This window comes from Pseudomonas mosselii (genome assembly GCF_019823065.1).
Classification (GTDB): domain Bacteria; phylum Pseudomonadota; class Gammaproteobacteria; order Pseudomonadales; family Pseudomonadaceae; genus Aquipseudomonas; species Aquipseudomonas mosselii.
On the sequence record NZ_CP081966.1, the window covers coordinates 919,603 to 945,809 of the forward strand.

Below are 26,207 nucleotides of genomic sequence, written 5' to 3' on the forward strand. Positions count from 1 at the left end.
TGTGGCCCGGCAGCGCGGCGGCGGTGCAAGGAGTGTAGTCAAGGTGATGGCAAGTTGCCTTGTCTGCTGCACGCGATCTCTGTGGGAGCGGCGCGCAGGCTTCAGTGCGGCGGATAGTTGCTCAGCACCTGGGTCACGGTCTTCTGGATCGCCGCATTGCGCTCCTGCGGGCTGGGCGGGTAGTTGTTCATGATCTGCTCGGCGCTGCCGCGCCATACCAGCTTGCCGTCGCGGCCATCGAACAGGTCGACCTGAATGGTCGCCACCTTGTAGTCGACGCTGCGCGTCTCGTTGTACATCGGCCCGCCCCAGTAACCGCCCCAATAACCACCCCAGGCACCGCCGTAGTTGGTGGTGACCTGCTGCTGACGGTCCTCGACGATCAGGTAGGCGCGCACCTTCACATCCGCCCGGGCATTGCCCTGGACCGGGCGCAGGCCGCGCTGGTCGAGCTGGTTGGAGACCGCCTGGCGAATGCGTTGCTCGGTCAGGTCGCTCTTGATCCGCGGATCGTCCGGGCGATATTGCAGGCCCGGTTCCTGCCAGGCCCAGCTGCGATAGGCGGCGAAGTCGCGGCTGGCATCGAAATCGTGCTGCACGTTGTTGCTCGAGCAGGCGGCCAGCAGCAGGGCGAAGGACAGTAGAACGAGACGGCGCAACATGGTGGTTCTCCGTTGAACGTTAGCTGGGAGGATAGCCGCTCATCGCCTTGCTCACTGACTCGCGCAGGGCGCTTTCGCGCTCACGCGGCGAGTCCTTGTCGCTGCCGCTTTCGGCGCTGGCGCTCCACACCGGCTGGCCGTTGCGGGCATCGAACAGGTCGATGCGCACCACCATCACCTCGACTTCGTAGGTGCGCACGATCGGCACGCTTGCGTAGCCGCCATAGCCGTTGCGATAGCCGCCGTAGCCGACGCCGCCGTAAGGGTAGGGGCCGTAGTAGGGATCGTAGTCGTAGTCGCGCACCTGGCGCAGGCGCCGCTCCAGACGCACGTCGGCGCTCACCAGCAGGTCGGCGGGCGCATTGCGTGCCGGGCGCAGGCCGTGCTGGTCGAGGGCACCGCTCACCGCGTCGGCCAGCTGGCCCGGCGTCGCGTTGGCCAGGCCCCCGGGTGGCTGGTTGTTGCGCCAGCTCCAGCTGCGGTAACGGCCGTAGTCGCGTGTCGGCGCGGGGTAGGCGCTGGCATCGAAGGTACTGGCGGCCTGGGGCGGCGCCGGCGGCAGCGGCTTGCCGCTGGCGACATAGGGGTTGCTGCCCTGGCAGGCGGCCAGGGCGAGGGGGAGCAGGGCCAGGCAGAGCAGACGATACGGCATGGATCCTCCTGGCGAGCGGGTCAGTGGGGGCGGCACATCCAGTGCAGGTAGCGGCCCAGGCCGGCGAAGCTGGGGTGACGGCGGTGCGCCAGTTCCATCTCCAGCAGGTCGAGCAGCTCGGCCTTGTCCTGGAACTCCTTGGGCATGTAGTCGTGGAACACCCGTACGCCGCTCTCGCTTTCGACCTGCCACAGAGCTTCAAGTTGCGCCTTGAGCTGGCGTGGATCAAGTGGTTTCTGTGGTGTGAGGCTCTGCTTTTCGCCGGCCAGCCGATTGTGCCGCAACTTGCGGAAATGGCCCTTGAGCAGGTTGCGGTAGACCAGCGCGTCGCGGTTGTAGAAGGCCAGCGACAGCCAGCCACCCGGCGCGGTCAGCTGGTGCAGCACCGGCAGGATGCTCTCGGGCTCGGCCAGCCATTCGAGCACGGCGTGGCACAGCACCAGGTCGTAGGGTTCGGTGAGTTGACCGAGCAGGTCCTGCCACGGCGCCTGGATGAAGGTCGCATGCTGGCCGGCCTCGGCGAAGCGCGCACGGGCGCCGTCGAGCATCGGCGCGGCGGGTTCGGCAAGGGTCACCTGGTGGCCGCGCTGGGCCAGCCACAGGGCCATGTGGCCGAGGCCCGCGCCGATATCGAGCACCCGCAGGGGGCGGTCGGGCAGGGCCTCGGCCAGGTCGGCCTGGAGCACCGCCAGGCGGATGGCGCCCTTGGCGCCGCCGTAGATCTTCTCGGCGAAGCGGCTGGCCAGCTCATCGAAATGACGGTCGTTCATTTGCCGAAGCGCCTCTCGCTGTCGGCGAGCTTGGCCCGCACCACCTCGTTCATGTCCAGTCCCAGCTCACTGCACAGCAGCAACAGGTAGAGGACGATATCGCCGACTTCCTGGCCGGCGTGGGCGAGCTTGTCGGCGGGCAGCCGGCGGGACTCGTCCTCGGTCAGCCACTGGAAGATCTCCACCAACTCGGCCATTTCGACGCTGGCGGCCATGGCCAGGTTCTTCGGGCTGTGAAACACCCGCCAGTCGTTGGTGTCGCGGATGCGGTGCAGGCGTTCGGTCAGTTCTTGCAGGTTCATCGGGGTCTCCTCGTGGCGCATAGCTTCCGGCGAGGTGCCTTGCAAAGCAAGCCCGATCAGAGCGTGCGCCAACTGCCGAGCATATGCAGCAGGCCGCCGTGGCCATCCAGGCGCAGCTCGCCGCTCGGCCCCGCCTGGCTGGCGCTCAATATCACCTCCGAAGGCAGGCGCACCGGTTTGTGGAAGTCCACCGCGAAGGCATATCCGGCCTTGGGCAGGTGCCCCTGCAAGGCCGCCAGCGCCATGGCCTTGCTCCACATGCCGTGGGCGATGGCCCTGGGGAAGCCGAACAGGCGTGCCGTGAGGCTGCTCAGGTGGATCGGGTTGTAGTCGCCGCAGACCCTGGCGTAGCGCCGGCCGATATCGCCGTCGGCATACCAGCGGGTGGCTTCGGGCAACGTGGCGGACGTTGTGTCGGCGAGTTCCGCGTCCGGTGCGTCGAGCTTGAGGCCGCGCACCAGCATGCGGCTGGTTTCGCGCCAGAGCAGGCCGAGGCCGTCCTCGGCCTCGGTCACCAGGTCGAAGGTGCCGCCTTTTTCATGGGGCTGCAGGTTGTCGGCATACACCGCGAAGCGCAGCCCGTCGATGCCGCCCAGGGGACGCAGCACCTGCAGGCTGTTGTGCAGGTGCACCAGCCCCAGCAACGGGAAGGGAAAGTCCTCGGCGGTGAGCAGTTGCAGTTGCAGGCTGAAGGCCATGACGTGCGGGTAGGTGCCCGGCAGGCGGCCATCGTCGGCGAAGTGGCAGAGCCGGCGGTAGGCCGCCAGGTTGGCGGGGTCGACCCGCAGGAAGCAGCGCAGGCCCTGCTCCGGCAGCTGGCTGCCACGGATCTTGCGTTTGCCGAGGGCGCGCAGGTACAGGCTCGGTCGTGATTCGGGGCTGTGCAGGTCGTGCCAGGATCGGGTCATGGTCAGGCTCCCATCAAGGCCTGGCCGCAGACCCGCAGGGCCTGGCCATTGACCGCGCCCGAGCCCGGCTGGCTGAGCCAGGCGATGGCTTCGGCGACGTCCTGCGGCAAGCCGCCCTGGCCCAGCGAACTCAGGCGTCGGCCGGCCTCGCGCAGGCCCATGGGCATGGCCGCGGTCATGTGCGTTTCGATAAAGCCTGGCGCCACCGCGTTGATGCTGGCGCCCTGTTCGGCCAGGCGTGGCGCCCAGGCCTGGGCGAAGCCGATCAGCCCGGCCTTGCTGGCCGCGTAGTTGGACTGGCCGCGGTTGCCGGCGATGCCGCTGACCGAGGCGAGCAGGGTGATGCGCGCATCCGCGTGCAGCTTGCCGCCTGCGAACAGCGCCTCGGTCAGCACCTGGGGCGCCTTGAGGTTGACCGCCAGCACTGCGTCCCAGTACTCCGGGGTCATGTTGGCGAGGGTCTTGTCGCGGGTGATGCCGGCGTTGTGCACGACGATATCCAGGCCCTGGGGCAGGGCTTCGAGCAGTTGCGCGGCGGCATCGGCGGCGCAGATGTCCAGCGCCAGGGCACGACCGCCCAGGCGCGCGGCGAGGGCGTCGAGGTCGCGCTGGGCCTGGGGCACGTCGAGCAGCGTCACCTCGGCGCCGTCTCGGGCCAGGGTTTCGGCAATCGCCGCGCCGATGCCCCGGGCGGCGCCAGTGACCAGGGCGTGGCGGCCGGCCAGCGGCCGGGTCCAGTCCTGCACCTGGGCGGCGCAGGGCGTCAGGCGCAGGACTTGGCCGGAAACGAACGCGCTCTTGGGCGAAAGGAAGAAGCGCAGCGCGCCCTCCAGCTGGCTTTCGGCGCCTTCGGCGACATACAGCAGGTTGGCCGTGGCGCCATTGCGCAGTTCCTTGGCCAGCGAGCGGCTGAAGCCTTCCAGGGCCCGCTGGGCAACGCTGGCCTGCGCATCGGCGACGCCTTCTGGCGCACGCCCCAGGATCACCACGTGGGCGCTGGAGGCCAGGCTGCGCAGCAGGGGTTGGAAAAATTCGCGCAACTGCTTGAGGTCATCGCTGTCGGACAGGTGACTGGCATCGAACACCACCGCCTTGAGCTTCGGCCCCAGGCCCGCGACCCAGGCCGGGACCTCGAGCGCGTCGCTGGCGAAGCCGTAGCAGTCGGCGGTCAGGCGTGGAGCGATCGCCGCCACCTGGGCTGCCAGCGGCCCGCCGCCCAGCACCAGTGCGCCCTCGATGGGGCGCAGGCGCCCGGCCTGCCAGCGTTCCAGCGGCACCGGGCGGGGCAGGCCGAGGGCATCGACCAGTTTTCGTCCGAGGGTGGAGTTGGCAAAGCCCAGATAGCGGTCGCTCATGTACGGTTCTCCCTGAAGGCAAGCATGCAAGTGTGGACCAAGTTTGTGGCAGGGTCGTTCGAATGCGCGAAAAGAACCTAGGCTTAAGGATCAAATTGTTTCAGGAGGAATACAGGCATGCAGTCAATTCGCCGAGTCGCGATCCTGGGGGGCAACCGGATTCCCTTCGCCCGCTCCAACGGCGCCTACGCCAAGGCCAGCAACCAGGCGATGCTCACGGCGGCTCTCGAGGGCCTGGTGGAGCGTTACCGCCTGCACGGCCTGCGTCTGGGCGAAGTGGCGGCCGGCGCGGTGCTCAAGCATTCGCGTGACATGAACCTGACCCGCGAGTGCGTGCTGGGCTCGAGGCTGTCGCCGCAGACGCCGGCCTACGACATCCAGCAGGCCTGTGGCACCGGCCTGGAAGCGGCGTTGCTGGTGGCCAACAAGATCGCCCTGGGGCAGATCGACAGCGGCATCGCCGGGGGCGTCGACACCACCTCGGACGCGCCCATCGCCGTGAGCGAAGGGCTGCGGCAGATCCTGCTGCAGGCGAACCGCGGCAAGACCCTCGGCGAACGTCTCAAGCCCTTCCTGAAACTGCGCCCGGGCCTGCTCAAGCCCGAGTTGCCGCGTAATGGCGAGCCGCGCACCGGGCTGTCGATGGGCGAGCACTGCGAACGCATGGCGCAGACCTGGCAGATCGGCCGCGAGGAGCAGGATGAACTGGCCCTGCTCAGCCATCAGCACCTGGCGGCGTCCTACCGCGAGGGCTGGCACGACGACCTGCTCACGCCCTACCTCGGCCTGACCCGGGACAACAACCTGCGCGCCGACCTGAGCCTGGAGCAGTTGGCCAAGCTCAAGCCGGTGTTCGAGCGCAGCGGCCTGGGCACGCTCACGCCGGGCAATTCCACGCCGCTGACCGATGGCGCCTCGCTGGTGTTGCTCGGCAGCGAGGCCTGGGCCGAGACGCAGGGCCTGAAGGTGCAGGCCTACCTGGTGGACGGCGAGGCGGCGGCCGTCGATTTCGTCCATGGTCAGGAGGGTCTGCTGATGGCACCGGTGTACGCGGTGCCGCGGCTGCTGGCGCGCAATGGCCTGACCTTGCAGGATTTCGACTTCTACGAGATCCACGAAGCCTTCGCCGCCCAGGTGCTCTGTACCCTCAAGGCTTGGGAGGATGCCGACTACTGCCGCACGCGCCTGGGGCTCGAAGGGCCGTTGGGGTCGATCGATCGCGCCAAGCTGAATGTGAAGGGCAGCTCGCTGGCCGCCGGGCATCCGTTCGCGGCGACGGGAGGGCGGATACTGGCGAACATGGCCAAGCTGCTGGGCGAGCGTGGCAAGGGGCGTGGCCTGATCTCGATCTGCGCGGCGGGTGGGCAGGGGGTAACGGCGATCGTCGAACGCTAGGCGGCGATGGCTGGTACCCTTGTCCGACCCGAGACACCAGGCCTTAGCATGTCGATCACCGGACCACGTCCCATCCCCGCCCTGGACCAGTTGCCCAGGCCGCTCTACGCCCGCGCCGAGAGCCTGGGCGCCGGGTCCTGGACCACCCGTCACCAGCATGACTGGGTGCAATTTTCCTATGCCATCAGCGGCGTGCTTGGCGTGTACACCAGTGACGGCAGCTACTTCGCCCCGCCGCAGTGGGGCGTGTGGATCCCGGCCGGCACCGAGCATGAAGTGCTGACCTCGATGCAGGCCGAGATGCGTAGCCTGTATGTGCGCCGCGATGCCTGTCCCTGGGCACCGGGCGAATGCCGGGTGCTGGAGGTCACGCCGCTGGCGCGGGAGCTGATCAAGCAGTTCTGCACCTTCGCGGTGAACTACCCGGAAGGCGACAGTGCCGAGGCGCGGTTGGTGGCCGTGTTGCTGGACCAGCTGCGCACCCTGCCGCAGGTGGGGTTCTCGCTGCCGCTGCCGCGCCACCCGGGCTTGCTGGCGTTGTGCAACGGCTTGATCGCCGCCCCCGACCGGCCCCAGACCCTGCAGCAGTGGGCGGTGCAACTCGGGGTATCGGAAAAGACCCTGATGCGCCTGTTCCAGCGCGAGACGGGGCTGAGCTTTCGCAACTGGCGCCAGCGCATGCGCCTGCTGTCGTCGCTGGCGCTGCTGGAGGCCGGAGAGAGCGTCACCCAGGCCGCGCTGGGCTGCGGGTATGACTCGACTTCGGCCTACATCGCCGCCTTTCGCCAGCTGTTCGGCGCCACGCCAGGGGAACTGCGCCTGTAGTAGCGGCTGCTGTTTCGGTCAGTGACAGCACCCGCTGCCATTGGCCAGGTCCTTGAGGATCGGACAGTCCGGCCGGTCGTCGCCCTGGCAGTGGGCCACCAGCTCGCCGAGGGTGTCGCGCAGGCTCACCAACTCCTCGATGCGCTTGTTCAGCGCCTCGATATGCTGCATGGCCAGGGCCTTCACGTCGGCGCTGGCGCGCTGGCGGTCCTGCCACAGGGTCAGCAGCTTGGCGACTTCTTCCAGGGAAAAGCCCAGATCACGTGATCGCTTGATGAACGCCAGGCTGTGCAGGTCCTCCTGCTGGTACAGCCGGTAGCCGCTTTCGCTTCGCGTGGCGGGGCGCAGCAGGCCGATGGACTCGTAGTAGCGGATCATCTTGGCGCTCAGCCCGCTGCGGCGGGCGGCCTGGCCGATGTTCATGGGGCCTCCTGGTCGATGGCGGTGGGTTTCCAGGTCTTCAGCCACAGGGCATTGCTCACCACGCTGACGCTGGACAACGCCATGGCGGCGCCGGCCAGCACCGGATTGAGGTAGCCCAGCGCGGCCAGGGGGATGCCGATCAGGTTGTAGATGAATGCCCAGAACAGGTTCTGGCGGATCTTCGCGTAGGTCTTGCGGCTGATCTCCAGTGCCGCGGGTACCAGGCGCGGATCGCCGCGCATCAGGGTGATGCCGGCCGCCTGCATGGCCACGTCGGTGCCGCCGCCCATGGCGATGCCGATGTCGGCGGCCGCCAGCGCCGGGGCGTCGTTGATGCCGTCGCCGACCATCGCCACCACGCCCTGTTGCTTGAGCGCGGCCACCGTGGCGGCCTTGTCCGCCGGCAGCACTTCGGCGTGCACGTCGTCGATGCCGAGCGCCTCGGCCACCACCTTGGCGCTGCCGCGGTTGTCGCCGGTCAGCAGGTGGCTGCTGATGTGGCGCGCATGCAAGGCGGCGATGGCCTGGCCGGCGCCGGGTTTGAGACTGTCGCCGAAGGCGAACAGGCCCAGCACGCGGGGGTGGCTGCCGAGTTCGATCAGCCAGGACAGGGTGCGGCCCTCGGCCTCCCAGGCTTGGGCGCTGGCGGCCAGCTCGCCCGGTACCAGCCGGCTCTCGTCGAGCAGGCGGCGGTTTCCCAGGGCCAGCTCGCGGCCCTCCACCTGGCCGGCGATGCCACGGCCGGTGAGGGACTGGCTGTCGGCCACTTGCGGTACGTCAAGATCGCGTTCGGCGCAGGCATCGAGCACCGCCTTGGCCAAGGGGTGCTCGCTGCCACGCTGCAGGGCGCCGGCCAGGCGCAGCAGTTGGTTATCGTCACCGCTGCTGGCCTGCTGGTGGACGATGCGCGGACTGCCGGAGGTAAGGGTGCCGGTCTTGTCGAATACCACGCGGTTGACCGCATGGGCGCGCTCCAGCGCTTCGGCGTCCTTGATCAGGATGCCGTGGCGGGCGGCGACACCGGTGCCGGCCATGATCGCCGCGGGCGTGGCCAGGCCCAAGGCGCAGGGGCAGGCGATCACCAGCACGGCGACGGCGTTGATCAGCGCGGTTTCCAGCGGTGCGCCGGCCAGCCACCAGCCGACCAAGGTCACCAGGGCCAGCACCAGCACGGCGGGGACGAATACCTGGCTGACCCGGTCGACCAGCTTCTGGATCGGCGCCTTGGCCGCCTGGGCGTCCTCGACCAGGCGGATGATGCGGGCGAGCACGGTCTCGGTGCCCAGCGCCAGGGTCTTCACCAGCAGGCGGCCTTCGCCGTTGATGGCGCCACCGGTCACCGCGTCGCCGGGCTGCTTGGGCACCGGCAGGCTTTCACCGCTGATCAGGGCTTCGTCGGCGTGGCTGCTGCCTTCGAGCACCTGGCCATCGACCGGGAAGCGCTCGCCGGGCTTGACCAGCACCACATCGTCGAGGCGCAGCTGGCTGATGGCGACGTCTTCCTCGCGCCCCTCGACCACCCGCACGGCGCGTTCCGGGCGCAGGGCCTCCAGTGCCCGGATGGCGCTGGCGGTCTGGCGCTTGGCGCGGCTTTCCAGGTACTTGCCCAGCAGCACCAGGGCGATCACCACCGCCGAGGCTTCGAAGTACAGGTGCGGCGTCATGCCGGCGTGGGCGTTGGCCCATTGGTACAGGCTCAGGCCGTAGCCGGCGCTGGTGCCCAGGGCGACCAGCAGGTCCATGTTGCCGGCACCTGCGCGCACGGCCTTCCAGGCGGCGACGTAGAAGCGTGCGCCAAGGATGAACTGCACCGGGGTGGCCAGCAGGAACTGCGCCCAGGCCGGCAGCATCCAGTGCAGGCCGAACGGTTGCACCAGCATCGGCAGCACCAACGGCAGGGCCAGCAGCAGGGCCGCGGCGACCGCCAGGCGTTCGTTGCGCAGGCGGCGTCGGGCCTGTGCCTGGTCATCGTGGCTGGCCAGCGGCAGGGTGGCGCTGTAGCCGGCCTTCTCGACCGCGGCGATCAGCGCGCCGTCGTCGACGCCCTCAAGTACTTCAAGGTGGGCGCGTTCGTTGGCCAGGTTGACGCTGACCTGCTCGACCCCCGGCAGTTTGCCGAGGGCGCGCTCGACCCGGCCGGCGCAACTGGCACAGGTCATGCCGCCGATCTGCAGTTCGAGGGTACGGGTGGGGACGCTGTAGCCGGCGTCGCGCACCGCGTCGACCAGCGCCGGCAGGCTGTCGGCCGGGGCCTGGACCCGGGCCTGCTCGGTGGCGAGGTTGACGCTGACGTGTTCGGTACCGGTGACCTTGCGCAGGGCGCGTTCGACCCGACCTGCGCAGCTGGCGCAGGTCATGCCACCGATCGGCAGGTCGAAGGTGGTGGATGCGGGCATGGCTCTCTCCTCCGTGGACAGGCCTCCAGCATCAACCTTGCCATGCGGGCAAGGTCAATAGCCCAGGCCGGCTCTCTTGAGCACCAGGCCATTGTGCCCCATGGCGATCCGGTATTTGTTGATCTGGCCCGCCTGCAAGGTCAGGCGCGTGCTGCGCTGGTCCTCGACGCCGGGCGCGCAGCCGGGCACCTGCCCGGGCAACAGGCGCAGGCGCACATCGACGGGGCCCGGCGGCAGGTTGAATGAGGTTGACTGCTCCTGGAACAGGCGGCCGGACAGCTGGTCGTTGAGGTAGATGCCGATCTCGCAGCTGGTGGCCACCTCCAGGCGTTCCCGGGAAATGATCAGCACGCTGTAGTCCGAATTGCCCTCGGCGCTGGCCGGTGGCACGACGGCCAGCGCGCCCAGCAATCCGACGAGGCCCAATGCTGCCCTGATCATGAAAAATCTCCTGCTTGCCAAAATCGTCAAAGGCGCAGCTTGGCCGAGGCGCGCGCGGATTTCCAGCCCGGCCGTTTTCTGCGGAACTTGACCTTGCCCCGATGGCAAGGCTGAGACTGGGCAAAACCCACAAGGAGGCAACCTCGATGCAAGTGTTCAATGTACAAGGCATGACCTGTGGCCATTGTGTGAAGGGCGTGACCCGGGCGGTGCAGGAGCAGGATGCGGCGGCACGCGTGGAAGTGGACCTGGCGGCGCGCCAGGTGCGGGTGGAAAGTGCCCTGGCGGCGGATCAGATCCTGGCGGCGATTCGTGAAGAGGGGTATCAGGCCGAGGTCGCCTGAGTTATCGCGGTGTGCATGGCGATAGTCTTGCGGCGCCGATGAGATCGCGCGCCGCGCAGGCGGCGCGCGATCTGACTGACGGTGCACGGTTTCCGTGGTGCACCTACAAAATCAATACAAAGGTTTTCAGGTAGACTAGCGGACTTGCTTAGCCTGCTATGGATTTTCCATGAACCTTCGAACCTTGCTGATTCTCGGCGCCCTCAGTGCGTTCGGGCCTCTGGCGATCGACTTTTATCTGCCGGCCTTCCCGGCCATGGCGCATGCCTTCGGCACCGACGAAAAGCATGTGCAGACCACCCTGGCCGCCTATTTCCTCGGCTTGTCCCTGGGCCAGCTCGCTTACGGGCCGGTGGCCGACCGTTTCGGCCGGCGTCTGCCGCTGCTGTTCGGGGTTGGCCTGTTTACCGTGGCGTCACTGGCCTGCGCCTATGCCCCAAATCTCGACAGCCTGATCCTGGCGCGTTTCGTCCAGGCCCTGGGTGGCTGCGCCGGCATGGTGCTGTCGCGGGCGATCGTCAGCGACAAGTGTGACGCGGTGGCCTCGGCCAAGGTGTTTTCGCAACTGATGCTGGTGATGGGCCTGGCGCCGATCCTCGCGCCGATGCTCGGTGGCGTGCTGGTCAACGTGGCAGGCTGGCAGTCGATCTTCCTGGCCTTGGGCCTGTTCAGTGCGGCATGCCTGCTCGCCGTCGGCCTGGGCCTGCCGGAGAGCCTGCCGGCCCATGTACCGCGCCAGCCGCTGTCGGGCGCGCTGCGCCAGTACCTGAGCCTGTTCGGCGACCGGGTGTTCGTCGGACATGCGCTGACCGGCGGCATCGCCATCGCTGGGATGTTCGCCTACATCGCCGGTTCGCCGTTCGTGTTCATCAAGCTCTACGGCGTGCCGCCCGAGCACTACGGCTGGCTGTTCGGCACCAACGCCGCCGGCTTCATCCTGATGGCCCAGGTCAATGCGCGGCTGCTGGCCAAGCGCGGTCCGGCATTCCTGCTGGCGCGAGCGGTGTGGTTGTACCTGGTGGCGGCGCTGGCGCTGCTGGTGGTGGCGGCGTTGCGCCCGGCACAGCTCTGGCCATTATTGGTGCCGCTGTTCGTGTGTATCGCCAGCCTCGGTTGCATCATCCCCAACGCTTCGGCCTGCGCCATGAGCGGGCAAGGAACGCGGGCTGGCAGTGCCTCGGCCCTGATGGGCTGCCTGCAGTTCAGCGTCGCCGCAGGCGCGGCGGCGCTGGTCGGAGTGCTGCACGACGGCAGCGCGGTGCCCATGGCGCTGGTGATCAGCTTGTGCGGCGCGCTGGTGGTCAGTGTCGCAATGCTGACCCGGCGCCTGCAGGCCAGCCGGCCCGCGTGAGCGGGTGGGGCGCGTTGAGACGCGCCTCCAGCAGGGCGACGAACGATCGCGCCTCGGCCTCGCTGCGGAAACTCACCACATGCTGGTCGAGCTGGACCTGCCAGGGGCAGGTGGGGTTCCGGTTCGACGCACTGACGACAATCTTCATCGCGATCCACCTCAAGTGAGCGGGAGCGGATCTAGTGTAGCGCTGCCCCCGGCTCGCGCCATGACCGCGATCAGTACCCAGACTGACGGTCATGACGGTCTGACGCTGGGAGACGTTCTGTTTTGCAGGGCGGAAATTTTCCCTCTTCCCGTCGGACATATCGACCCCCTGGTTCGTTGCTGTCAGCTGCGTTCCCGCTAGAGCCACGGTAGTACGGGGGATGGGCAGAGTCAGTCGTCAGCCACTCTGACAGACGCATCTTTAAGAACGATTTTGGGAAGGCGTATACCGACCCATCTGGGGCATGCCTCCCTCACGGCGAGTGCCCTCCAGCGGCTTATACTGCCCCCTGGCGGCCAGCGAAGGGTGAGCGTTTCCCTGGGCTGGCGACCACCATCCGGCACACGAACCATCCCGCGCTTGCCCACACCGGAGGCAGGGCATCTGCGGCGTTCGCCAGCAGGCGGGATTCATCAGGGAGCTTCAGGTTCATGAACGCAGTCCGCAGCATCAGTCAGGTCGCCAACCTGATGGCCGATCCCAAGCGCAGCGCCATGTTGTGGGCGTTGATCGATGGTACCCCGCGTGCGGCGGACGAGCTTGCCGTGCTCACCGGGCTGAGCACGTCGTCGGCCTGTGCGCACCTGTCGCTGTTGTGCAGTGCCGGGCTGCTCAGGCACGAGGCGCGTGGGCGCAAGCGCTTCTTTCGCCTGGCCACGCCGGAGGTCGGCACTGCGGTGGAAGCCTTGGCCAGCGTGCAACTGGCGACGCGCTCACTTGGGGAGCAGGGCACGACACTGCAGATTCCCCTGTCGATGCGCAAGGCACGCCTGTGTGGTGATCACCTGGGCGGCGAAGTGGCCGCCGCGCTGCTCCACCGCCTGCAGGTGGCCGGTTGGCTGGAGGGCAGCGAGCAGTACCTGTCGGTGAGCCAGGAGGGCAAGGAGCACCTGGAGGCTCTGGGGGTATTCATTGACGCGATGGCCGCCGGTGACCGGCGCGGCTGCGTGATATGCCACTGCAGTAAATGGAACGATCAGGGCCCGCACCTGGGCGGTTGCCTGGGCAAGGCCTTGCTCCGCTTGTTCACCCAGTCGGGTTGGGTGCGTGAGCAGGAGGGCAGCCGGGCGGTGCAACTCACACCGCTCGGCCAGCAGCAGATCAACGCGATCGCCTGCCTCCCGGCCCGACAGGTCGGCTAGCGGACCAGTCGCGCATCCAGGCTGTTCTGCGCCAGGCGGCGTGCCTGGTCCTGGGTCATGCCCAGGTGCTGATGCAGGGCGTGGAAGTTCTCGGTGACGTAGCCACCGAAGTAGGCTGGATCATCGGAGTTGACCGTAACTTTCACCCCACGCTCGAGCATGTCGAGGATGTTGTGCTGGCCCATGTGTTCGAACACGCACAGCTTGGTGTTGGACAGCGGGCAGACGGTCAGCGGGATCTGCTCGTCGATGATGCGCTGCATCAGGCGCTCGTCCTCGATGGCGCGCACGCCGTGATCGATCCGCTGGATCTTCAGCAAGTCGAGGGCTTCCCAGATGTACTCGGGCGGGCCTTCCTCGCCGGCATGGGCCACGGTCAGGAAGCCTTCGCTGCGGGCGCGATCGAAGACGCGCTGGAACTTGCTCGGCGGATGGCCTTTTTCCGAGCTGTCCAGGCCCACGGCGACGAAGGCATCGCGGAAGGGCAGGGCCTGGTCCAGGGTCTTCTGTGCCTCGTCTTCACTCAGGTGGCGCAGAAAGCTGAGAATCAGGCCGCTGCTGATGCCCAGCTGCTCGCGACCATCCTTCAAGGCCCGGTTGATGCCATCGAGCACCACCTCGAACGGGATGCCCCGGTCGGTGTGGGTCTGCGGGTCGAAGAACGGCTCGGTGTGGATGACGTTCTGCGCCTTGCAGCGCTGCAGGTAGGCCCAGGTCAGGTCGTAGAAGTCCTGCTCGGTGCGCAGGACATCCGCGCCCTGGTAGTAGAGGTCGAGGAATTCCTGCAGGTTATTGAAGGCATAGGCGCTGCGCAGGGTCTCGACGTCCGCCCAGGGCAGGGCGATCTTGTTGCGTTCGGCCAGGGCGAACAGCAGTTCAGGCTCCAGCGAGCCCTCCAGGTGCATGTGCAGTTCCGCCTTGGGCAAGGCGTTCAGCCATTCATACATGTGTGCAATCTCGATCAGGTACGGTTGGCCGCCATTCTACAGGGCCTGGCCGGGCAATGCGCCCACCCAGGCCGCAACGCCCGGGTTTACCAGATGAGCGCTTCACCCTTGTAGTTGATGAAGCGCAGGCCGCCATTGCCGCTCTGGGCCTTGACTTGCTCGAGCATGCCCCGGGTGCTGGTCAGCACGTCGATCTCGGCGTTCTCGCCGCCCATGTCGGTCTTCACCCAGCCCGGGTGCATGGCCAGCACGGCCAGGTCGGGGCGCTGCAGCTCGACCACGAAGCTGTTGATCATCGAGTTGAGCGCGGCCTTGCTGGCCTTGTACAGGCAGACTTCGCCACCGTCGGGGATGGCCACACTGCCCAGGATCGAGCTCATGAACGCCAGCACGCCGCTGCCTTCGCGCACCTGGCCGGCCAGGCGACGGGCCACACGGATCGGCGCCACGGCGTTGGTCATGAACAGCTCGCCGACCTGCTGTACCTGCACGCTTTCCAGGTCCTGCGGCAGCGGGCCCATCACCCCGGCGTTGACGAACAGCAGGTCGAATACTTCGTCTTGCAGGCGCTGCTTGAGCCCGTCGAGCTGGGCCGTGTCGTTCATCTCCAGGCGCTCGATGCGCACCCCGGGGACTTCGCCCAGCGCACCCGGCTGTTGCGGGTCGCGCACGGTGGCGACGACGTTCCACCCATCTTCGCGCAGGCGTTGTACCAAGCCCAGGCCGAGGCCTCGGGAGGCGCCGATGATGAGGGCGGTCTTGTTGGCGTTCATAGCGATACTCCATATCAAGGGCGCGGCGAGCGGTGCTGTGCACAGGTTCGCTTGTCGCGCGGCAACGTGGCGGTTGCCCTCCACTGGGAGGGCCTGGGTGACGAGCATAAACCAGGAAGAGGTCGGCTGCCCTGTCGCGGCTGGTCAAAAAATGATCGAAGGTCTGAAAGGCCTGTGGAGACGGGGTCTGACAGGGTGGTTCACGGGTTATCCACAGGCTGCTCCACAGTAATTGTGTGCAAGCGCGACAGCCTGAAAATGCCCGTTTCAGGGAACGCAGTCGCTGCTGACTGGGGATAACTCACACGCTTTCAGTGACTTGGGTTAATGTCACACAAATGTGATCAAAATATGCTCAATACGCTGCAGGCCTTGCGGAACAAGGCCTGCAGCGGAGTGCCCCAAGCTTATCCACAGGCAGGCCCACAGCAGTTGTGGGCAACGCTCAGGCTCGTTCCAGCAGGATGCGCCCGCGGCTCAGGTCGGCGAGCTGCTGCTGCAGCACCTCGAGGTGGCTGTCACCCAGGGCGATGCGCAGGTCGACGCCGTTGGCGGTGAACTGCTCGTCCAGCACCAGGCCGTCGACTTCGCCCAGGCGCAACTTGACCAGCGCCAGTTCGCTGAAGGTGCAGCTGCAGGCGAACTCGCTGCGCTGTACCAGCAAGCGCTTGGGCGCCTGCTGCAGGCATTTGTTGGCGCCGCCGCCGTAGGCCCGGGCCAGGCCGCCGGTGCCCAGTTGGATGCCGCCGTACCAGCGGATCACCAGAACCACCACCTGGTCACAGTCCTGGGCCTCGATGGCGGCAAGGATCGGGCGCCCGGCCGTGCCGCCGGGCTCGCCGTCGTCGCTGCTGCGGTATTGGCCGCCGAGCTTCCAGGCCCAGCAATTGTGGGTGGCCGCCAGGTCGCTGTGGCGTTCGATGAAGGCCATGGCCTCGGCCGGGCTACTGATCGGGCCGGCGAGGGTGATGAAGCGGCTCTTGCGGATGTCCTCGCGGAACTCGCAGAGCTCGAGCAGGGTAGAAGGCATAAGTCCGGGTCAGGCGGGCGTGCTGATGCCGCAGCCTTTGAGAATGATGTGGATAAGGTTGTTGCTGGCGTCTTCCATGTCCTGCTTGGTCAGCCGGCTGCGGCCGGTCACCTGGCAGATCTGGGTGGCGAAGTCGGCGTAGTGCTGGGTGCTGCCCCAGAGCAGGAAGATCAGGTGCACAGGGTCGACCCGGTCCATCTTGCCGGCGTCCATCCAGGCTTGGAACACCGCGGCACGGCCGCGGAACCATTCGCGGTAGTCGGCGCTGAAGTACTCGCTCAGGCATTCGCCGCCGCTGATCACTTCCATGGCGAATATTCGCGAGGCCTGCGGGTTGCGTCGGGAAAACTCCATCTTGGTGCGGATGTAGTGGCTGAGCGCCACGGCCGGGTCGTCTTCCACGCTCAGGGCATTGAAGGTGCTGTCCCACAGCTCGATGATGTTGCTCAGCACCGCGATGTACAGGCCCAGCTTGTTGGTGAAGTAGTAGTGCAGGTTGGCCTTGGGCAGCCCGGCCTTGAGCGCGATGGTGTTCATGCTCGTGCCCTTGTAGCCGTGGCGGGCGAATTCGTCTTCGGCGGCCTGGATGATGGCCTGCTCGTTCTTCTGGCGGATGCGGCCGGCGGGCTTGCCCGAGGCGGGGGAGCGATGCGCAGGGACTTCTAGGGTCATGGACGATTCCGGGCGGGTCGTTACAGATGTCCGACAGATTACCTGCCTGTGCCGAAGTGACAAGCATTAGCGGTAGAGATACGTATCAACGTGTCGCAGCCAGGCTCTCGAGGAAGCTTTCCAGCACCAGGTTCGGCCGACGGCCCTTGCGCGTCACCCAGCTCAGGCTCAGGTCATAGAAGCGCTGGGCGGGTTTGAGCGCACGCAGGCGCCCCTGCTGCACCCAGAGCATCGCGTAATGGTCGGGCAGGTAGCCGATGTAACGTCCGGTGAGGATGAGGAAGGCCATGCCTTCGCGGTCCGAGGCACTGGCGGTGCAGCGCAAGGCCTGGTAATGGGCCTGGATGTCGGCCGGCAGGCGGAAAGTTGGGGCGATCGCATCCTGGTCATTGAGGCGGTCGTCGTCGATCTGCTGGTCATCGGCATAGAACAGCGGATGGCCGACCGCGCAGTAGAGCAGTGAGCGCTCGCTGTACAGCGGCTGGTACTCAAGCCCCGACAGTGGGCTGGTCTGAGGCACCACGCCGACATGCAGGCTGCCATCGAGCACACCCTGCTCGACCTGGCTTGGCGCGATCATGCGGATCTGGATGCGCACGTCCGGGCCGCGGTCCTTCAGTTCGGCCAGGGCATGGGTGATGCGCATGTGCGGCAAAGTCACCAGGTTGTCGGTGAGGCCGATGTTCAGTTCGCCGCGCAGGTGCTGGTGCAGGCCGTTCACCTCGGTGCGAAAGGTCTCCAGGGCGCTGAGCAACTGCAACGCCGAGTGGTAGACCTCGCGGCCTTCCTCGGTGAGCGAAAACCCGGCGCGCCCCCGTTGGCACAGACGCAGACCCAGGCGTTGCTCGAGGTCGTTCATCTGCTGGCTGATCGCCGAGCGGCCGATCCCCAGCACGTTCTCTGCCGCCGAGAAACCGCCGCATTCGACGACGCTGCGGTAGATTTTCAGCAGGCGGATGTCGAAATCGCTGACTTGGGCGAGGGGATCGGGACGTCGGCTCATTAGTTTAGTTATCCGCTGACTGAAGATTAGAAATGCTGGGTTTTTCGAACTTTATCGCCGTGACAATTTAGCTGCAACAACACCCATCGCTGCCTAATCGTCTTCCGAGGAATCGCCCGATGAACATGCCCGAAACCGTCCAGGTCGGTCTGGCCAGCCAGCTCAAGCTGGACGCCCACTGGATGCCGTACACCGCCAACCGCAACTTCCAGCGCGACCCGCGCCTGATCGTGGCGGCCGAAGGCAACTACCTGGTCGACGACAAGGGCCGCAAGGTGTTCGACGCCCTCTCGGGCCTGTGGACCTGCGGTGCCGGGCATACCCGCAAGGAGATCAGCGAGGCGGTGGCCCGTCAGGTCGCCACCCTCGATTATTCGCCGGCCTTCCAGTTCGGCCACCCGCTGTCGTTCCAGCTGGCCGAGAAGATCGTCGACCTGGTGCCGGGCGACCTGAACCATGTGTTCTTCACCAACTCCGGCTCCGAGTGCGCCGACACCGCGTTGAAAATGGTCCGCGCCTACTGGCGCCTGAAGGGCCAGGCCACCAAGACCAAGATCATCGGCCGTGCCCGTGGTTACCACGGCGTGAACATTGCCGGCACCAGCCTGGGCGGGGTCAACGGCAACCGCAAGCTGTTTGGTCAATTGCTGGACGTCGATCACCTGCCTCACACCGTGCTGCCGGCCAACGTGTTCAGCAAGGGCATGCCGGAAGAGGGCGGCATCGCCCTAGCCGACGAGATGCTCAAACTGATCGAGCTGCATGACGCCTCTAACATCGCCGCAGTGATCGTCGAGCCGCTGGCCGGTTCCGCCGGTGTGCTGCCGCCGCCGAAGGGCTACCTCAAGCGCCTGCGCGAGATCTGCAGCCAGCACAACATCCTGCTGATCTTCGACGAAGTGATCACCGGTTTCGGCCGCATGGGCGCGATGACCGGCGCCGAAGCCTTCGGCGTCACTCCGGACCTGATGTGCATCGCCAAGCAGGTCACCAACGGCGCTATCCCGATGGGGGCGGTGATCGCCACCAGCGAGATCTATCAGACTTTCATGAACCAGCCGACCCCCGAGTACGCCGTGGAATTCCCCCACGGCTACACCTACTCGGCGCACCCGGTCGCCTGCGCCGCCGGTATCGCCGCGCTGGACCTGCTGCAGAAGGAAAGCCTGGTGCAGTCTGCCGCCGAGTTGGCGCCACACTTCGAGAAGCTGCTGCACGGCATCAAGGGGACGAAGAACGTCGTCGACATCCGCAACTACGGCCTGGCCGGCGCCATCCAGATCGCCGCGCGCGACGGTGATGCCATCGTCCGTCCGTACGAGGCGGCCATGAAGCTGTGGCAAGCCGGCTTCTATGTGCGCTTCGGTGGCGACACCCTGCAGTTCGGGCCAACCTTCAACACCCAGCCGCAGGAACTGGATCGCCTGTTCGACGCGGTGGGCGAAGCCCTGAACAAGGTCGACTGACTTTTCTGATTTTGACGTCGGGCGCGTGAGTACCACGCGCCTGTCTCTACCTTCTTTATCTGGAGTTCTGCATGAGCATTGTTCAGCACCTGATCCACGGCGAGCTGGTCACCAAGGGCGAGCGCACCGCCGATGTCTTCAACCCGTCCACCGGCCAGGCCGTGCGCAAGGTCGAACTGGCCAGCCGCGCCACCATCCAGCAGGCCATCGATTCGGCCAAGGCCGCCTTCCCGGCCTGGCGCAACACCCCGCCGGCCAAGCGTGCCCAGGTGATGTTCCGCTTCAAGCAGCTGCTGGAGCAGAACGAGGCGAAGATCTCGCAGATGATCAGCGAGGAGCACGGCAAGACCCTGGAAGATGCGGCGGGTGAGCTCAAGCGCGGCATCGAGAACGTCGAGTTCGCCTGCGCCGCCCCTGAGCTGCTCAAGGGTGAGTACAGCCGCAACGTCGGCCCGAACATCGATGCCTGGTCCGACTTCCAGCCGCTGGGCATCGTGGCCGGCATCACCCCGTTCAACTTCCCGGCCATGGTGCCGCTGTGGATGTACCCGCTGGCCATCGCCTGCGGCAACGCCTTCATCCTCAAGCCGTCCGAGCGCGATCCGAGCTCGACCCTGTACATCGCCCAGCTGCTGCTGGAAGCCGGCCTGCCGAAGGGCATCCTCAACGTCGTGCATGGCGACAAGGAAGCGGTCGATGCGCTGATCGAGGCGCCGGAGGTCAAGGCCCTGAGCTTCGTCGGTTCGACCCCGATCGCTGAGTACATTTATGCCGAGGGCACCAAGCGCGGCAAGCGCGTCCAGGCCCTGGGCGGCGCGAAGAACCATGCGGTGCTGATGCCTGACGCCGACCTGGACAACGCCGTCAGCGCGCTGATGGGCGCGGCCTACGGTTCCTGCGGCGAACGCTGCATGGCCATTTCGGTGGCGGTGTGTGTCGGCGACCAGGTGGCTGATGCGCTGATCGCCAAGCTGGAGCCGCAGATCAAGGCGCTGAAGATCGGTGCCGGCACTGCCTGTGGCCTGGACATGGGCCCGCTGGTGACCGCCGCCGCGCGTGACAAGGTGGTGGGCTACATCGATGACGGCGTCGCCGCTGGTGCCAAGCTGGTGGTCGATGGTCGCGGCTACCGTGTGGCCGGTAACGAGGATGGCTATTTCGTTGGCGGTACCCTGTTCGACAAGGTCACCCCCGAGATGCGTATTTATAAGGAAGAGATCTTCGGCCCGGTGCTGTGCGTGGTGCGTGTGAACAGCCTGGAACAGGCCATGCAGCTGATCAACGAGCACGAGTACGGTAACGGAACCTGCATCTTCACCCGTGACGGTGAAGCGGCGCGGCTGTTCTGCGACGAGATCGAAGTGGGCATGGTGGGTGTCAACGTACCGCTGCCGGTGCCGGTGGCGTACCACAGCTTTGGTGGCTGGAAGCGTTCGCTGTTCGGCGACCTGCATGCCTATGGTCCGGACGGTGTGCGCTTCTATACCCGTCGCAAGGCGATCACCCAGCGCTGGCCACAGCGGGCCAGCCATGAGGCTTCGCAGTTTGCGTTCCCGAGCCTGTAAGGCGCAGGGATGAAAGCGGGGCGGCCGACAGGCCGCCCCGCTTTGTTTTTTGGCTGCTTATATAGGTGCTAGGGCTGTGATGGGCAGCTGGCAGCCCTGACGCGGTGTTTTCCCCCGATATTTCACTTTAATGAAATTAACGGTTGACGCCCTCTCAGATCCCCTTATAATGCGCCCCACTTCCGACGTAGTCGAAACGAAAAACCTCTTGTTAATCAATAGGTTGAATGTTTCAGGTAGTGTCGGAGGTGTTTCGATCATCTGATCGGCAGCGGTGAAAAAGGCAGTTGACAGCAGGTTGTAACGCTGTATGATTCGCCTCCCGCTACGAGAGATCGCAGCGAGTCAAGTGTTTGAAGTGAAACGAAAAACTTCAAAATAAACGCTTGACACGAAATGAGGAAAGCGTAGAATGCGCGCCTCGGTTGAGACGAAACGCTCTCAGCCAAACGCTCTTTAACAAATTGAATCAAGCAATTCGTGTGGGTGCTTGTGAGTACGGACTGATAGTCGCCAAGATTATCAGCATCACAAGTGGCCATGCGAGAAATCACATAGTCATTTGAGATTGCTGAGCCAAGTTTAGGGTTTCTTAAAAACCCAAGCAGTATTGAACTGAAGAGTTTGATCATGGCTCAGATTGAACGCTGGCGGCAGGCCTAACACATGCAAGTCGAGCGGATGACGGGAGCTTGCTCCTTGATTCAGCGGCGGACGGGTGAGTAATGCCTAGGAATCTGCCTGGTAGTGGGGGACAACGTTTCGAAAGGAACGCTAATACCGCATACGTCCTACGGGAGAAAGCAGGGGACCTTCGGGCCTTGCGCTATCAGATGAGCCTAGGTCGGATTAGCTAGTAGGTGAGGTAATGGCTCACCTAGGCGACGATCCGTAACTGGTCTGAGAGGATGATCAGTCACACTGGAACTGAGACACGGTCCAGACTCCTACGGGAGGCAGCAGTGGGGAATATTGGACAATGGGCGAAAGCCTGATCCAGCCATGCCGCGTGTGTGAAGAAGGTCTTCGGATTGTAAAGCACTTTAAGTTGGGAGGAAGGGCAGTAAGTTAATACCTTGCTGTTTTGACGTTACCGACAGAATAAGCACCGGCTAACTCTGTGCCAGCAGCCGCGGTAATACAGAGGGTGCAAGCGTTAATCGGAATTACTGGGCGTAAAGCGCGCGTAGGTGGTTCGTTAAGTTGGATGTGAAAGCCCCGGGCTCAACCTGGGAACTGCATCCAAAACTGGCGAGCTAGAGTATGGTAGAGGGTGGTGGAATTTCCTGTGTAGCGGTGAAATGCGTAGATATAGGAAGGAACACCAGTGGCGAAGGCGACCACCTGGACTGATACTGACACTGAGGTGCGAAAGCGTGGGGAGCAAACAGGATTAGATACCCTGGTAGTCCACGCCGTAAACGATGTCAACTAGCCGTTGGAATCCTTGAGATTTTAGTGGCGCAGCTAACGCATTAAGTTGACCGCCTGGGGAGTACGGCCGCAAGGTTAAAACTCAAATGAATTGACGGGGGCCCGCACAAGCGGTGGAGCATGTGGTTTAATTCGAAGCAACGCGAAGAACCTTACCAGGCCTTGACATGCAGAGAACTTTCCAGAGATGGATTGGTGCCTTCGGGAACTCTGACACAGGTGCTGCATGGCTGTCGTCAGCTCGTGTCGTGAGATGTTGGGTTAAGTCCCGTAACGAGCGCAACCCTTGTCCTTAGTTACCAGCACGTTATGGTGGGCACTCTAAGGAGACTGCCGGTGACAAACCGGAGGAAGGTGGGGATGACGTCAAGTCATCATGGCCCTTACGGCCTGGGCTACACACGTGCTACAATGGTCGGTACAGAGGGTTGCCAAGCCGCGAGGTGGAGCTAATCTCACAAAACCGATCGTAGTCCGGATCGCAGTCTGCAACTCGACTGCGTGAAGTCGGAATCGCTAGTAATCGCAAATCAGAATGTTGCGGTGAATACGTTCCCGGGCCTTGTACACACCGCCCGTCACACCATGGGAGTGGGTTGCACCAGAAGTAGCTAGTCTAACCTTCGGGGGGACGGTTACCACGGTGTGATTCATGACTGGGGTGAAGTCGTAACAAGGTAGCCGTAGGGGAACCTGCGGCTGGATCACCTCCTTAATCGAAGACATCAGCCTGCTGATGAGCTCCCACACGAATTGCTTGATTCATTGTGTAAAGACGATGCTGTAACGCGACCCTGTTATAGGTCTGTAGCTCAGTTGGTTAGAGCGCACCCCTGATAAGGGTGAGGTCGGCAGTTCAAATCTGCCCAGACCTACCAATTACTTGGTGCGGCTGGTCAAATGGGGCCATAGCTCAGCTGGGAGAGCGCCTGCCTTGCACGCAGGAGGTCAGCGGTTCGATCCCGCTTGGCTCCACCACTCTTTCAGGTTTCGCAGCACTGCTCAGAACTTAGAAATGAACATTCGGTGATGAATGTTGATTTCTGACTTTTGTCAGATCGTTCTTTAAAAATTCGGATATGTGATAGATAGACTGAATACCAGTTTCACTGCTGGTTATTCAGGCTAAGGTAAAATTTGTGAGTTCTGCTCAGCAATGAGCAACATGCGAATTTTCGGCGAATGTCGTCTTCACAGTATAACCAGATTGCTTGGGGTTATATGGTCAAGTGAAGAAGCGCATACGGTGGATGCCTTGGCAGTCAGAGGCGATGAAAGACGTGGTAGCCTGCGATAAGCTTTGGGGAGTCGGCAAACAGACTGTGATCCAGAGATCTCTGAATGGGGGAACCCAGCCAGCATAAGCTGGTTATCTTGTACTGAATACATAGGTGCAAGAGGCGAACCAGGGGAACTGAAACATCTAAGTACCCTGAGGAAAAGAAATCAACCGAGATTCCCTTAGTAGTGGCGAGCGAACGGGGACCAGCCCTTAAGCTGGTTTGAGATTAGTGGAACGCTCTGGAAAGTGCGGCCATAGTGGGTGATAGCCCCGTACACGAAAATCTCTTGCCAGTGAAATCGAGTAGGACGGAGCACGAGAAACTTTGTCTGAACATGGGGGGACCATCCTCCAAGGCTAAATACTACTGACTGACCGATAGTGAACCAGTACCGTGAGGGAAAGGCGAAAAGAACCCCGGAGAGGGGAGTGAAATAGAACCTGAAACCGTATGCGTACAAGCAGTGGGAGCCTACTTTGTTAGGTGACTGCGTACCTTTTGTATAATGGGTCAGCGACTTATATTCAGTGGCGAGCTTAACCGAATAGGGGAGGCGTAGCGAAAGCGAGTCTTAATAGGGCGCTTTAGTCGCTGGGTATAGACCCGAAACCGGGCGATCTATCCATGGGCAGGTTGAAGGTTAGGTAACACTGACTGGAGGACCGAACCGACTACCGTTGAAAAGTTAGCGGATGACCTGTGGATCGGAGTGAAAGGCTAATCAAGCTCGGAGATAGCTGGTTCTCCTCGAAAGCTATTTAGGTAGCGCCTCATGTATCACTGTAGGGGGTAGAGCACTGTTTCGGCTAGGGGGTCATCCCGACTTACCAAACCGATGCAAACTCCGAATACCTACAAGTGCCGAGCATGGGAGACACACGGCGGGTGCTAACGTCCGTCGTGAAAAGGGAAACAACCCAGACCGTCAGCTAAGGTCCCAAAGTCATGGTTAAGTGGGAAACGATGTGGGAAGGCTTAGACAGCTAGGAGGTTGGCTTAGAAGCAGCCACCCTTTAAAGAAAGCGTAATAGCTCACTAGTCGAGTCGGCCTGCGCGGAAGATGTAACGGGGCTCAAACCATGCACCGAAGCTACGGGTGTCATCTTTGATGACGCGGTAGAGGAGCGTTCTGTAAGCCTGTGAAGGTGAGTTGAGAAGCTTGCTGGAGGTATCAGAAGTGCGAATGCTGACATGAGTAACGACAATGCGAGTGAAAAACTCGCACGCCGAAAGACCAAGGTTTCCTGCGCAACGTTAATCGACGCAGGGTTAGTCGGTCCCTAAGGCGAGGCTGAAAAGCGTAGTCGATGGAAAACAGGTTAATATTCCTGTACTTCCAGTTATTGCGATGGAGGGACGGAGAAGGCTAGGCCAGCTTGGCGTTGGTTGTCCAAGTTTAAGGTGGTAGGCTGAGATCTTAGGCAAATCCGGGATTTCAAGGCCGAGAGCTGATGACGAGTGCTCTTTAGAGCGCGAAGTGGTTGATGCCATGCTTCCAAGAAAAGCTCCTAAGCTTCAGATAACTGGGAACCGTACCCCAAACCGACACAGGTGGTTAGGTAGAGAATACCAAGGCGCTTGAGAGAACTCGGGTGAAGGAACTAGGCAAAATGGCACCGTAACTTCGGGAGAAGGTGCGCCGGTGAGGGTGAAGCACTTGCTGCGTAAGCCCACGCCGGTCGAAGATACCAGGCCGCTGCGACTGTTTATTAAAAACACAGCACTCTGCAAACACGAAAGTGGACGTATAGGGTGTGACGCCTGCCCGGTGCCGGAAGGTTAATTGATGGGGTTAGCGCAAGCGAAGCTCTTGATCGAAGCCCCGGTAAACGGCGGCCGTAACTATAACGGTCCTAAGGTAGCGAAATTCCTTGTCGGGTAAGTTCCGACCTGCACGAATGGCGTAACGATGGCGGCGCTGTCTCCACCCGAGACTCAGTGAAATTGAAATCGCTGTGAAGATGCAGTGTATCCGCGGCTAGACGGAAAGACCCCGTGAACCTTTACTATAGCTTTGCACTGGACTTTGAGCTTGCTTGTGTAGGATAGGTGGGAGGCTTTGAAGTGGGGACGCCAGTTCTCATGGAGCCATCCTTGAAATACCACCCTGGCAACCTTGAGGTTCTAACTCAGGTCCGTTATCCGGATCGAGGACAGTGTATGGTGGGTAGTTTGACTGGGGCGGTCTCCTCCCAAAGAGTAACGGAGGAGTACGAAGGTGCGCTCAGACCGGTCGGAAATCGGTCGTAGAGTATAAAGGCAAAAGCGCGCTTGACTGCGAGACACACACGTCGAGCAGGTACGAAAGTAGGTCTTAGTGATCCGGTGGTTCTGTATGGAAGGGCCATCGCTCAACGGATAAAAGGTACTCCGGGGATAACAGGCTGATACCGCCCAAGAGTTCATATCGACGGCGGTGTTTGGCACCTCGATGTCGGCTCATCACATCCTGGGGCTGAAGCCGGTCCCAAGGGTATGGCTGTTCGCCATTTAAAGTGGTACGCGAGCTGGGTTTAGAACGTCGTGAGACAGTTCGGTCCCTATCTGCCGTGGACGTTTGAGATTTGAGAGGGGCTGCTCCTAGTACGAGAGGACCGGAGTGGACGAACCTCTGGTGTTCCGGTTGTCACGCCAGTGGCATTGCCGGGTAGCTATGTTCGGAAGAGATAACCGCTGAAAGCATCTAAGCGGGAAACTTGCCTCAAGATGAGATCTCACTGGAGCCTTGAGCTCCCTGAAGGGCCGTCGAAGACTACGACGTTGATAGGTTGGGTGTGTAAGCGCTGTGAGGCGTTGAGCTAACCAATACTAATTGCCCGTGAGGCTTGACCATATAACACCCAAGCAATCTGCTACGCAG

The 26,207-nt window shown here is 63.6% G+C and carries 22 protein-coding genes, 2 tRNA genes and 2 rRNA genes; 11 read left to right on the forward strand and 15 right to left on the reverse strand.

All coding sequences use genetic code 11. The annotated features are described in order from the left end of the window. Positions 1-101: 101 nt before the first annotated feature. Genes K5H97_RS04115 through K5H97_RS04140 form a run of 6 tightly spaced genes read right to left on the reverse strand, consistent with a single transcriptional unit; the run spans position 102 to position 4,649 of the window. A complete protein-coding gene (locus tag K5H97_RS04115; RefSeq protein ID WP_028691372.1) occupies positions 102-662 on the reverse strand; it encodes a DUF4136 domain-containing protein in 561 nt (186 codons plus the stop codon). A 19-nt stretch (positions 663-681) separates the two neighbouring features. Further along, on the reverse strand, positions 682-1,314 hold the full coding sequence (locus tag K5H97_RS04120) for a DUF4136 domain-containing protein (protein WP_028691373.1): 633 nt from the start codon (positions 1,312-1,314) through the stop codon (positions 682-684). Between the two features lie 20 nt (positions 1,315-1,334). Further along, the gene (locus K5H97_RS04125) at positions 1,335-2,084 is read right to left on the reverse strand and encodes a methyltransferase domain-containing protein (RefSeq protein ID WP_028691374.1); all 750 of its coding nucleotides are present in this window, start codon (positions 2,082-2,084) and stop codon (positions 1,335-1,337) included. Further along, complete coding sequence (locus K5H97_RS04130; RefSeq protein WP_028691375.1) at positions 2,081-2,386, reverse strand: MazG-like family protein; 306 nt, start codon at positions 2,384-2,386, stop codon at positions 2,081-2,083. The genes K5H97_RS04125 and K5H97_RS04130 overlap by 4 nt, the downstream gene beginning before the upstream one ends. Positions 2,387-2,442: 56 nt before the next feature. Next, the gene (locus K5H97_RS04135) at positions 2,443-3,294 is read right to left on the reverse strand and encodes a MaoC family dehydratase (protein WP_028691376.1); all 852 of its coding nucleotides are present in this window, start codon (positions 3,292-3,294) and stop codon (positions 2,443-2,445) included. A 2-nt stretch (positions 3,295-3,296) separates the two neighbouring features. Next, on the reverse strand, positions 3,297-4,649 hold the full coding sequence (locus K5H97_RS04140; RefSeq protein ID WP_028691377.1) for a 3-oxoacyl-ACP reductase: 1,353 nt from the start codon (positions 4,647-4,649) through the stop codon (positions 3,297-3,299). Positions 4,650-4,766: 117 nt separating this feature from the next. On the opposite strand from K5H97_RS04140, the gene K5H97_RS04145 reads away from it, so the two are divergent. Together K5H97_RS04145 and K5H97_RS04150 are read left to right on the forward strand one after the other, a co-directional pair. Then, positions 4,767-6,044: an acetyl-CoA C-acetyltransferase gene (locus tag K5H97_RS04145; protein WP_028691378.1), complete on the forward strand. Its 1,278-nt coding sequence runs from the start codon at positions 4,767-4,769 to the stop codon at positions 6,042-6,044. Positions 6,045-6,092: 48 nt separating this feature from the next. Then, complete coding sequence (locus K5H97_RS04150; protein WP_028691379.1) at positions 6,093-6,869, forward strand: AraC family transcriptional regulator; 777 nt, start codon at positions 6,093-6,095, stop codon at positions 6,867-6,869. A gap of 18 nt (positions 6,870-6,887) precedes the next feature. Here K5H97_RS04150 and cueR read toward each other — a convergent pair whose 3' ends face one another. The 3 genes from cueR to K5H97_RS04165 are packed head-to-tail and all read right to left on the reverse strand — an operon-like array spanning position 6,888 to position 10,129. After that, positions 6,888-7,292, reverse strand: coding sequence for a Cu(I)-responsive transcriptional regulator (gene cueR / locus K5H97_RS04155; protein ID WP_028691380.1), 405 nt, complete (start codon positions 7,290-7,292; stop codon positions 6,888-6,890). Further along, on the reverse strand, positions 7,289-9,688 hold the full coding sequence (locus K5H97_RS04160) for a heavy metal translocating P-type ATPase (protein WP_028691381.1): 2,400 nt from the start codon (positions 9,686-9,688) through the stop codon (positions 7,289-7,291). The genes cueR and K5H97_RS04160 overlap by 4 nt, the downstream gene beginning before the upstream one ends. 54 nt (positions 9,689-9,742) lie before the next feature. Continuing rightward, positions 9,743-10,129 carry a hypothetical protein gene (locus tag K5H97_RS04165; protein ID WP_028691382.1) on the reverse strand — a complete coding sequence of 129 codons (387 nt, stop codon included), beginning with the start codon at positions 10,127-10,129 and terminating at the stop codon, positions 9,743-9,745. 146 nt (positions 10,130-10,275) lie between these two features. Here K5H97_RS04165 and K5H97_RS04170 point away from each other — a divergent pair, with 146 nt between their 5' ends. Further along, entirely contained in the window at positions 10,276-10,473 is a 198-nt protein-coding gene (locus K5H97_RS04170; protein ID WP_028691383.1) for a heavy-metal-associated domain-containing protein, read from the forward strand. A 169-nt stretch (positions 10,474-10,642) separates the two neighbouring features. Beyond that, complete coding sequence (locus K5H97_RS04175; RefSeq protein ID WP_028691384.1) at positions 10,643-11,824, forward strand: multidrug effflux MFS transporter; 1,182 nt, start codon at positions 10,643-10,645, stop codon at positions 11,822-11,824. Here K5H97_RS04175 and K5H97_RS29530 read toward each other — a convergent pair. Further along, positions 11,775-11,972: a hypothetical protein gene (locus tag K5H97_RS29530; RefSeq protein WP_081791590.1), complete on the reverse strand. Its 198-nt coding sequence runs from the start codon at positions 11,970-11,972 to the stop codon at positions 11,775-11,777. The genes K5H97_RS04175 and K5H97_RS29530 overlap by 50 nt on opposite strands. Before the next feature lie 491 nt (positions 11,973-12,463). Here K5H97_RS29530 and K5H97_RS04180 point away from each other — a divergent pair, with 491 nt between their 5' ends. Beyond that, complete coding sequence (locus K5H97_RS04180; protein ID WP_028691385.1) at positions 12,464-13,174, forward strand: ArsR/SmtB family transcription factor; 711 nt, start codon at positions 12,464-12,466, stop codon at positions 13,172-13,174. Here the strand turns inward: K5H97_RS04180 and K5H97_RS04185 are convergent. From K5H97_RS04185 to K5H97_RS04205, 5 genes are all read right to left on the reverse strand, one after another. Next, positions 13,171-14,121, reverse strand: a complete 951-nt coding sequence (locus K5H97_RS04185; RefSeq protein WP_028691386.1) for an adenosine deaminase — start codon at positions 14,119-14,121, stop codon at positions 13,171-13,173. The two genes, K5H97_RS04180 and K5H97_RS04185, sit on opposite strands and share 4 nt — an antisense overlap. A gap of 86 nt (positions 14,122-14,207) precedes the next feature. Continuing rightward, a complete protein-coding gene (locus tag K5H97_RS04190) occupies positions 14,208-14,894 on the reverse strand; it encodes an SDR family oxidoreductase (protein WP_028691387.1) in 687 nt (228 codons plus the stop codon). Between the two features lie 445 nt (positions 14,895-15,339). Continuing rightward, positions 15,340-15,924, reverse strand: a complete 585-nt coding sequence (locus K5H97_RS04195; RefSeq protein WP_028691388.1) for an IMPACT family protein — start codon at positions 15,922-15,924, stop codon at positions 15,340-15,342. Between the two features lie 9 nt (positions 15,925-15,933). After that, a complete protein-coding gene (locus K5H97_RS04200) occupies positions 15,934-16,596 on the reverse strand; it encodes a TetR/AcrR family transcriptional regulator (protein ID WP_028691389.1) in 663 nt (220 codons plus the stop codon). 85 nt (positions 16,597-16,681) lie between these two features. Beyond that, entirely contained in the window at positions 16,682-17,599 is a 918-nt protein-coding gene (locus K5H97_RS04205) for a LysR family transcriptional regulator (RefSeq protein WP_028691390.1), read from the reverse strand. 119 nt (positions 17,600-17,718) lie between these two features. Here K5H97_RS04205 and K5H97_RS04210 point away from each other — a divergent pair, with 119 nt between their 5' ends. From K5H97_RS04210 to K5H97_RS04235, 6 genes are all read left to right on the forward strand, one after another. Continuing rightward, complete coding sequence (locus K5H97_RS04210) at positions 17,719-19,065, forward strand: aspartate aminotransferase family protein (protein WP_028691391.1); 1,347 nt, start codon at positions 17,719-17,721, stop codon at positions 19,063-19,065. 71 nt (positions 19,066-19,136) lie between these two features. After that, a complete protein-coding gene (locus tag K5H97_RS04215; RefSeq protein ID WP_028691392.1) occupies positions 19,137-20,630 on the forward strand; it encodes a CoA-acylating methylmalonate-semialdehyde dehydrogenase in 1,494 nt (497 codons plus the stop codon). Positions 20,631-21,242: 612 nt separating this feature from the next. After that, positions 21,243-22,779, forward strand: a 16S ribosomal RNA gene (locus tag K5H97_RS04220). 86 nt (positions 22,780-22,865) lie between these two features. Continuing rightward, positions 22,866-22,942 (forward strand) — tRNA-Ile (locus K5H97_RS04225). Positions 22,943-22,966: 24 nt separating this feature from the next. Continuing rightward, positions 22,967-23,042: transfer RNA gene (locus K5H97_RS04230), tRNA-Ala, on the forward strand. 245 nt (positions 23,043-23,287) lie between these two features. Then, positions 23,288-26,180, forward strand: a 23S ribosomal RNA gene (locus K5H97_RS04235). The 16S and 23S rRNA genes sit together here with 2 tRNA genes alongside, the layout of an rRNA operon. Positions 26,181-26,207: the final 27 nt, after the last annotated feature.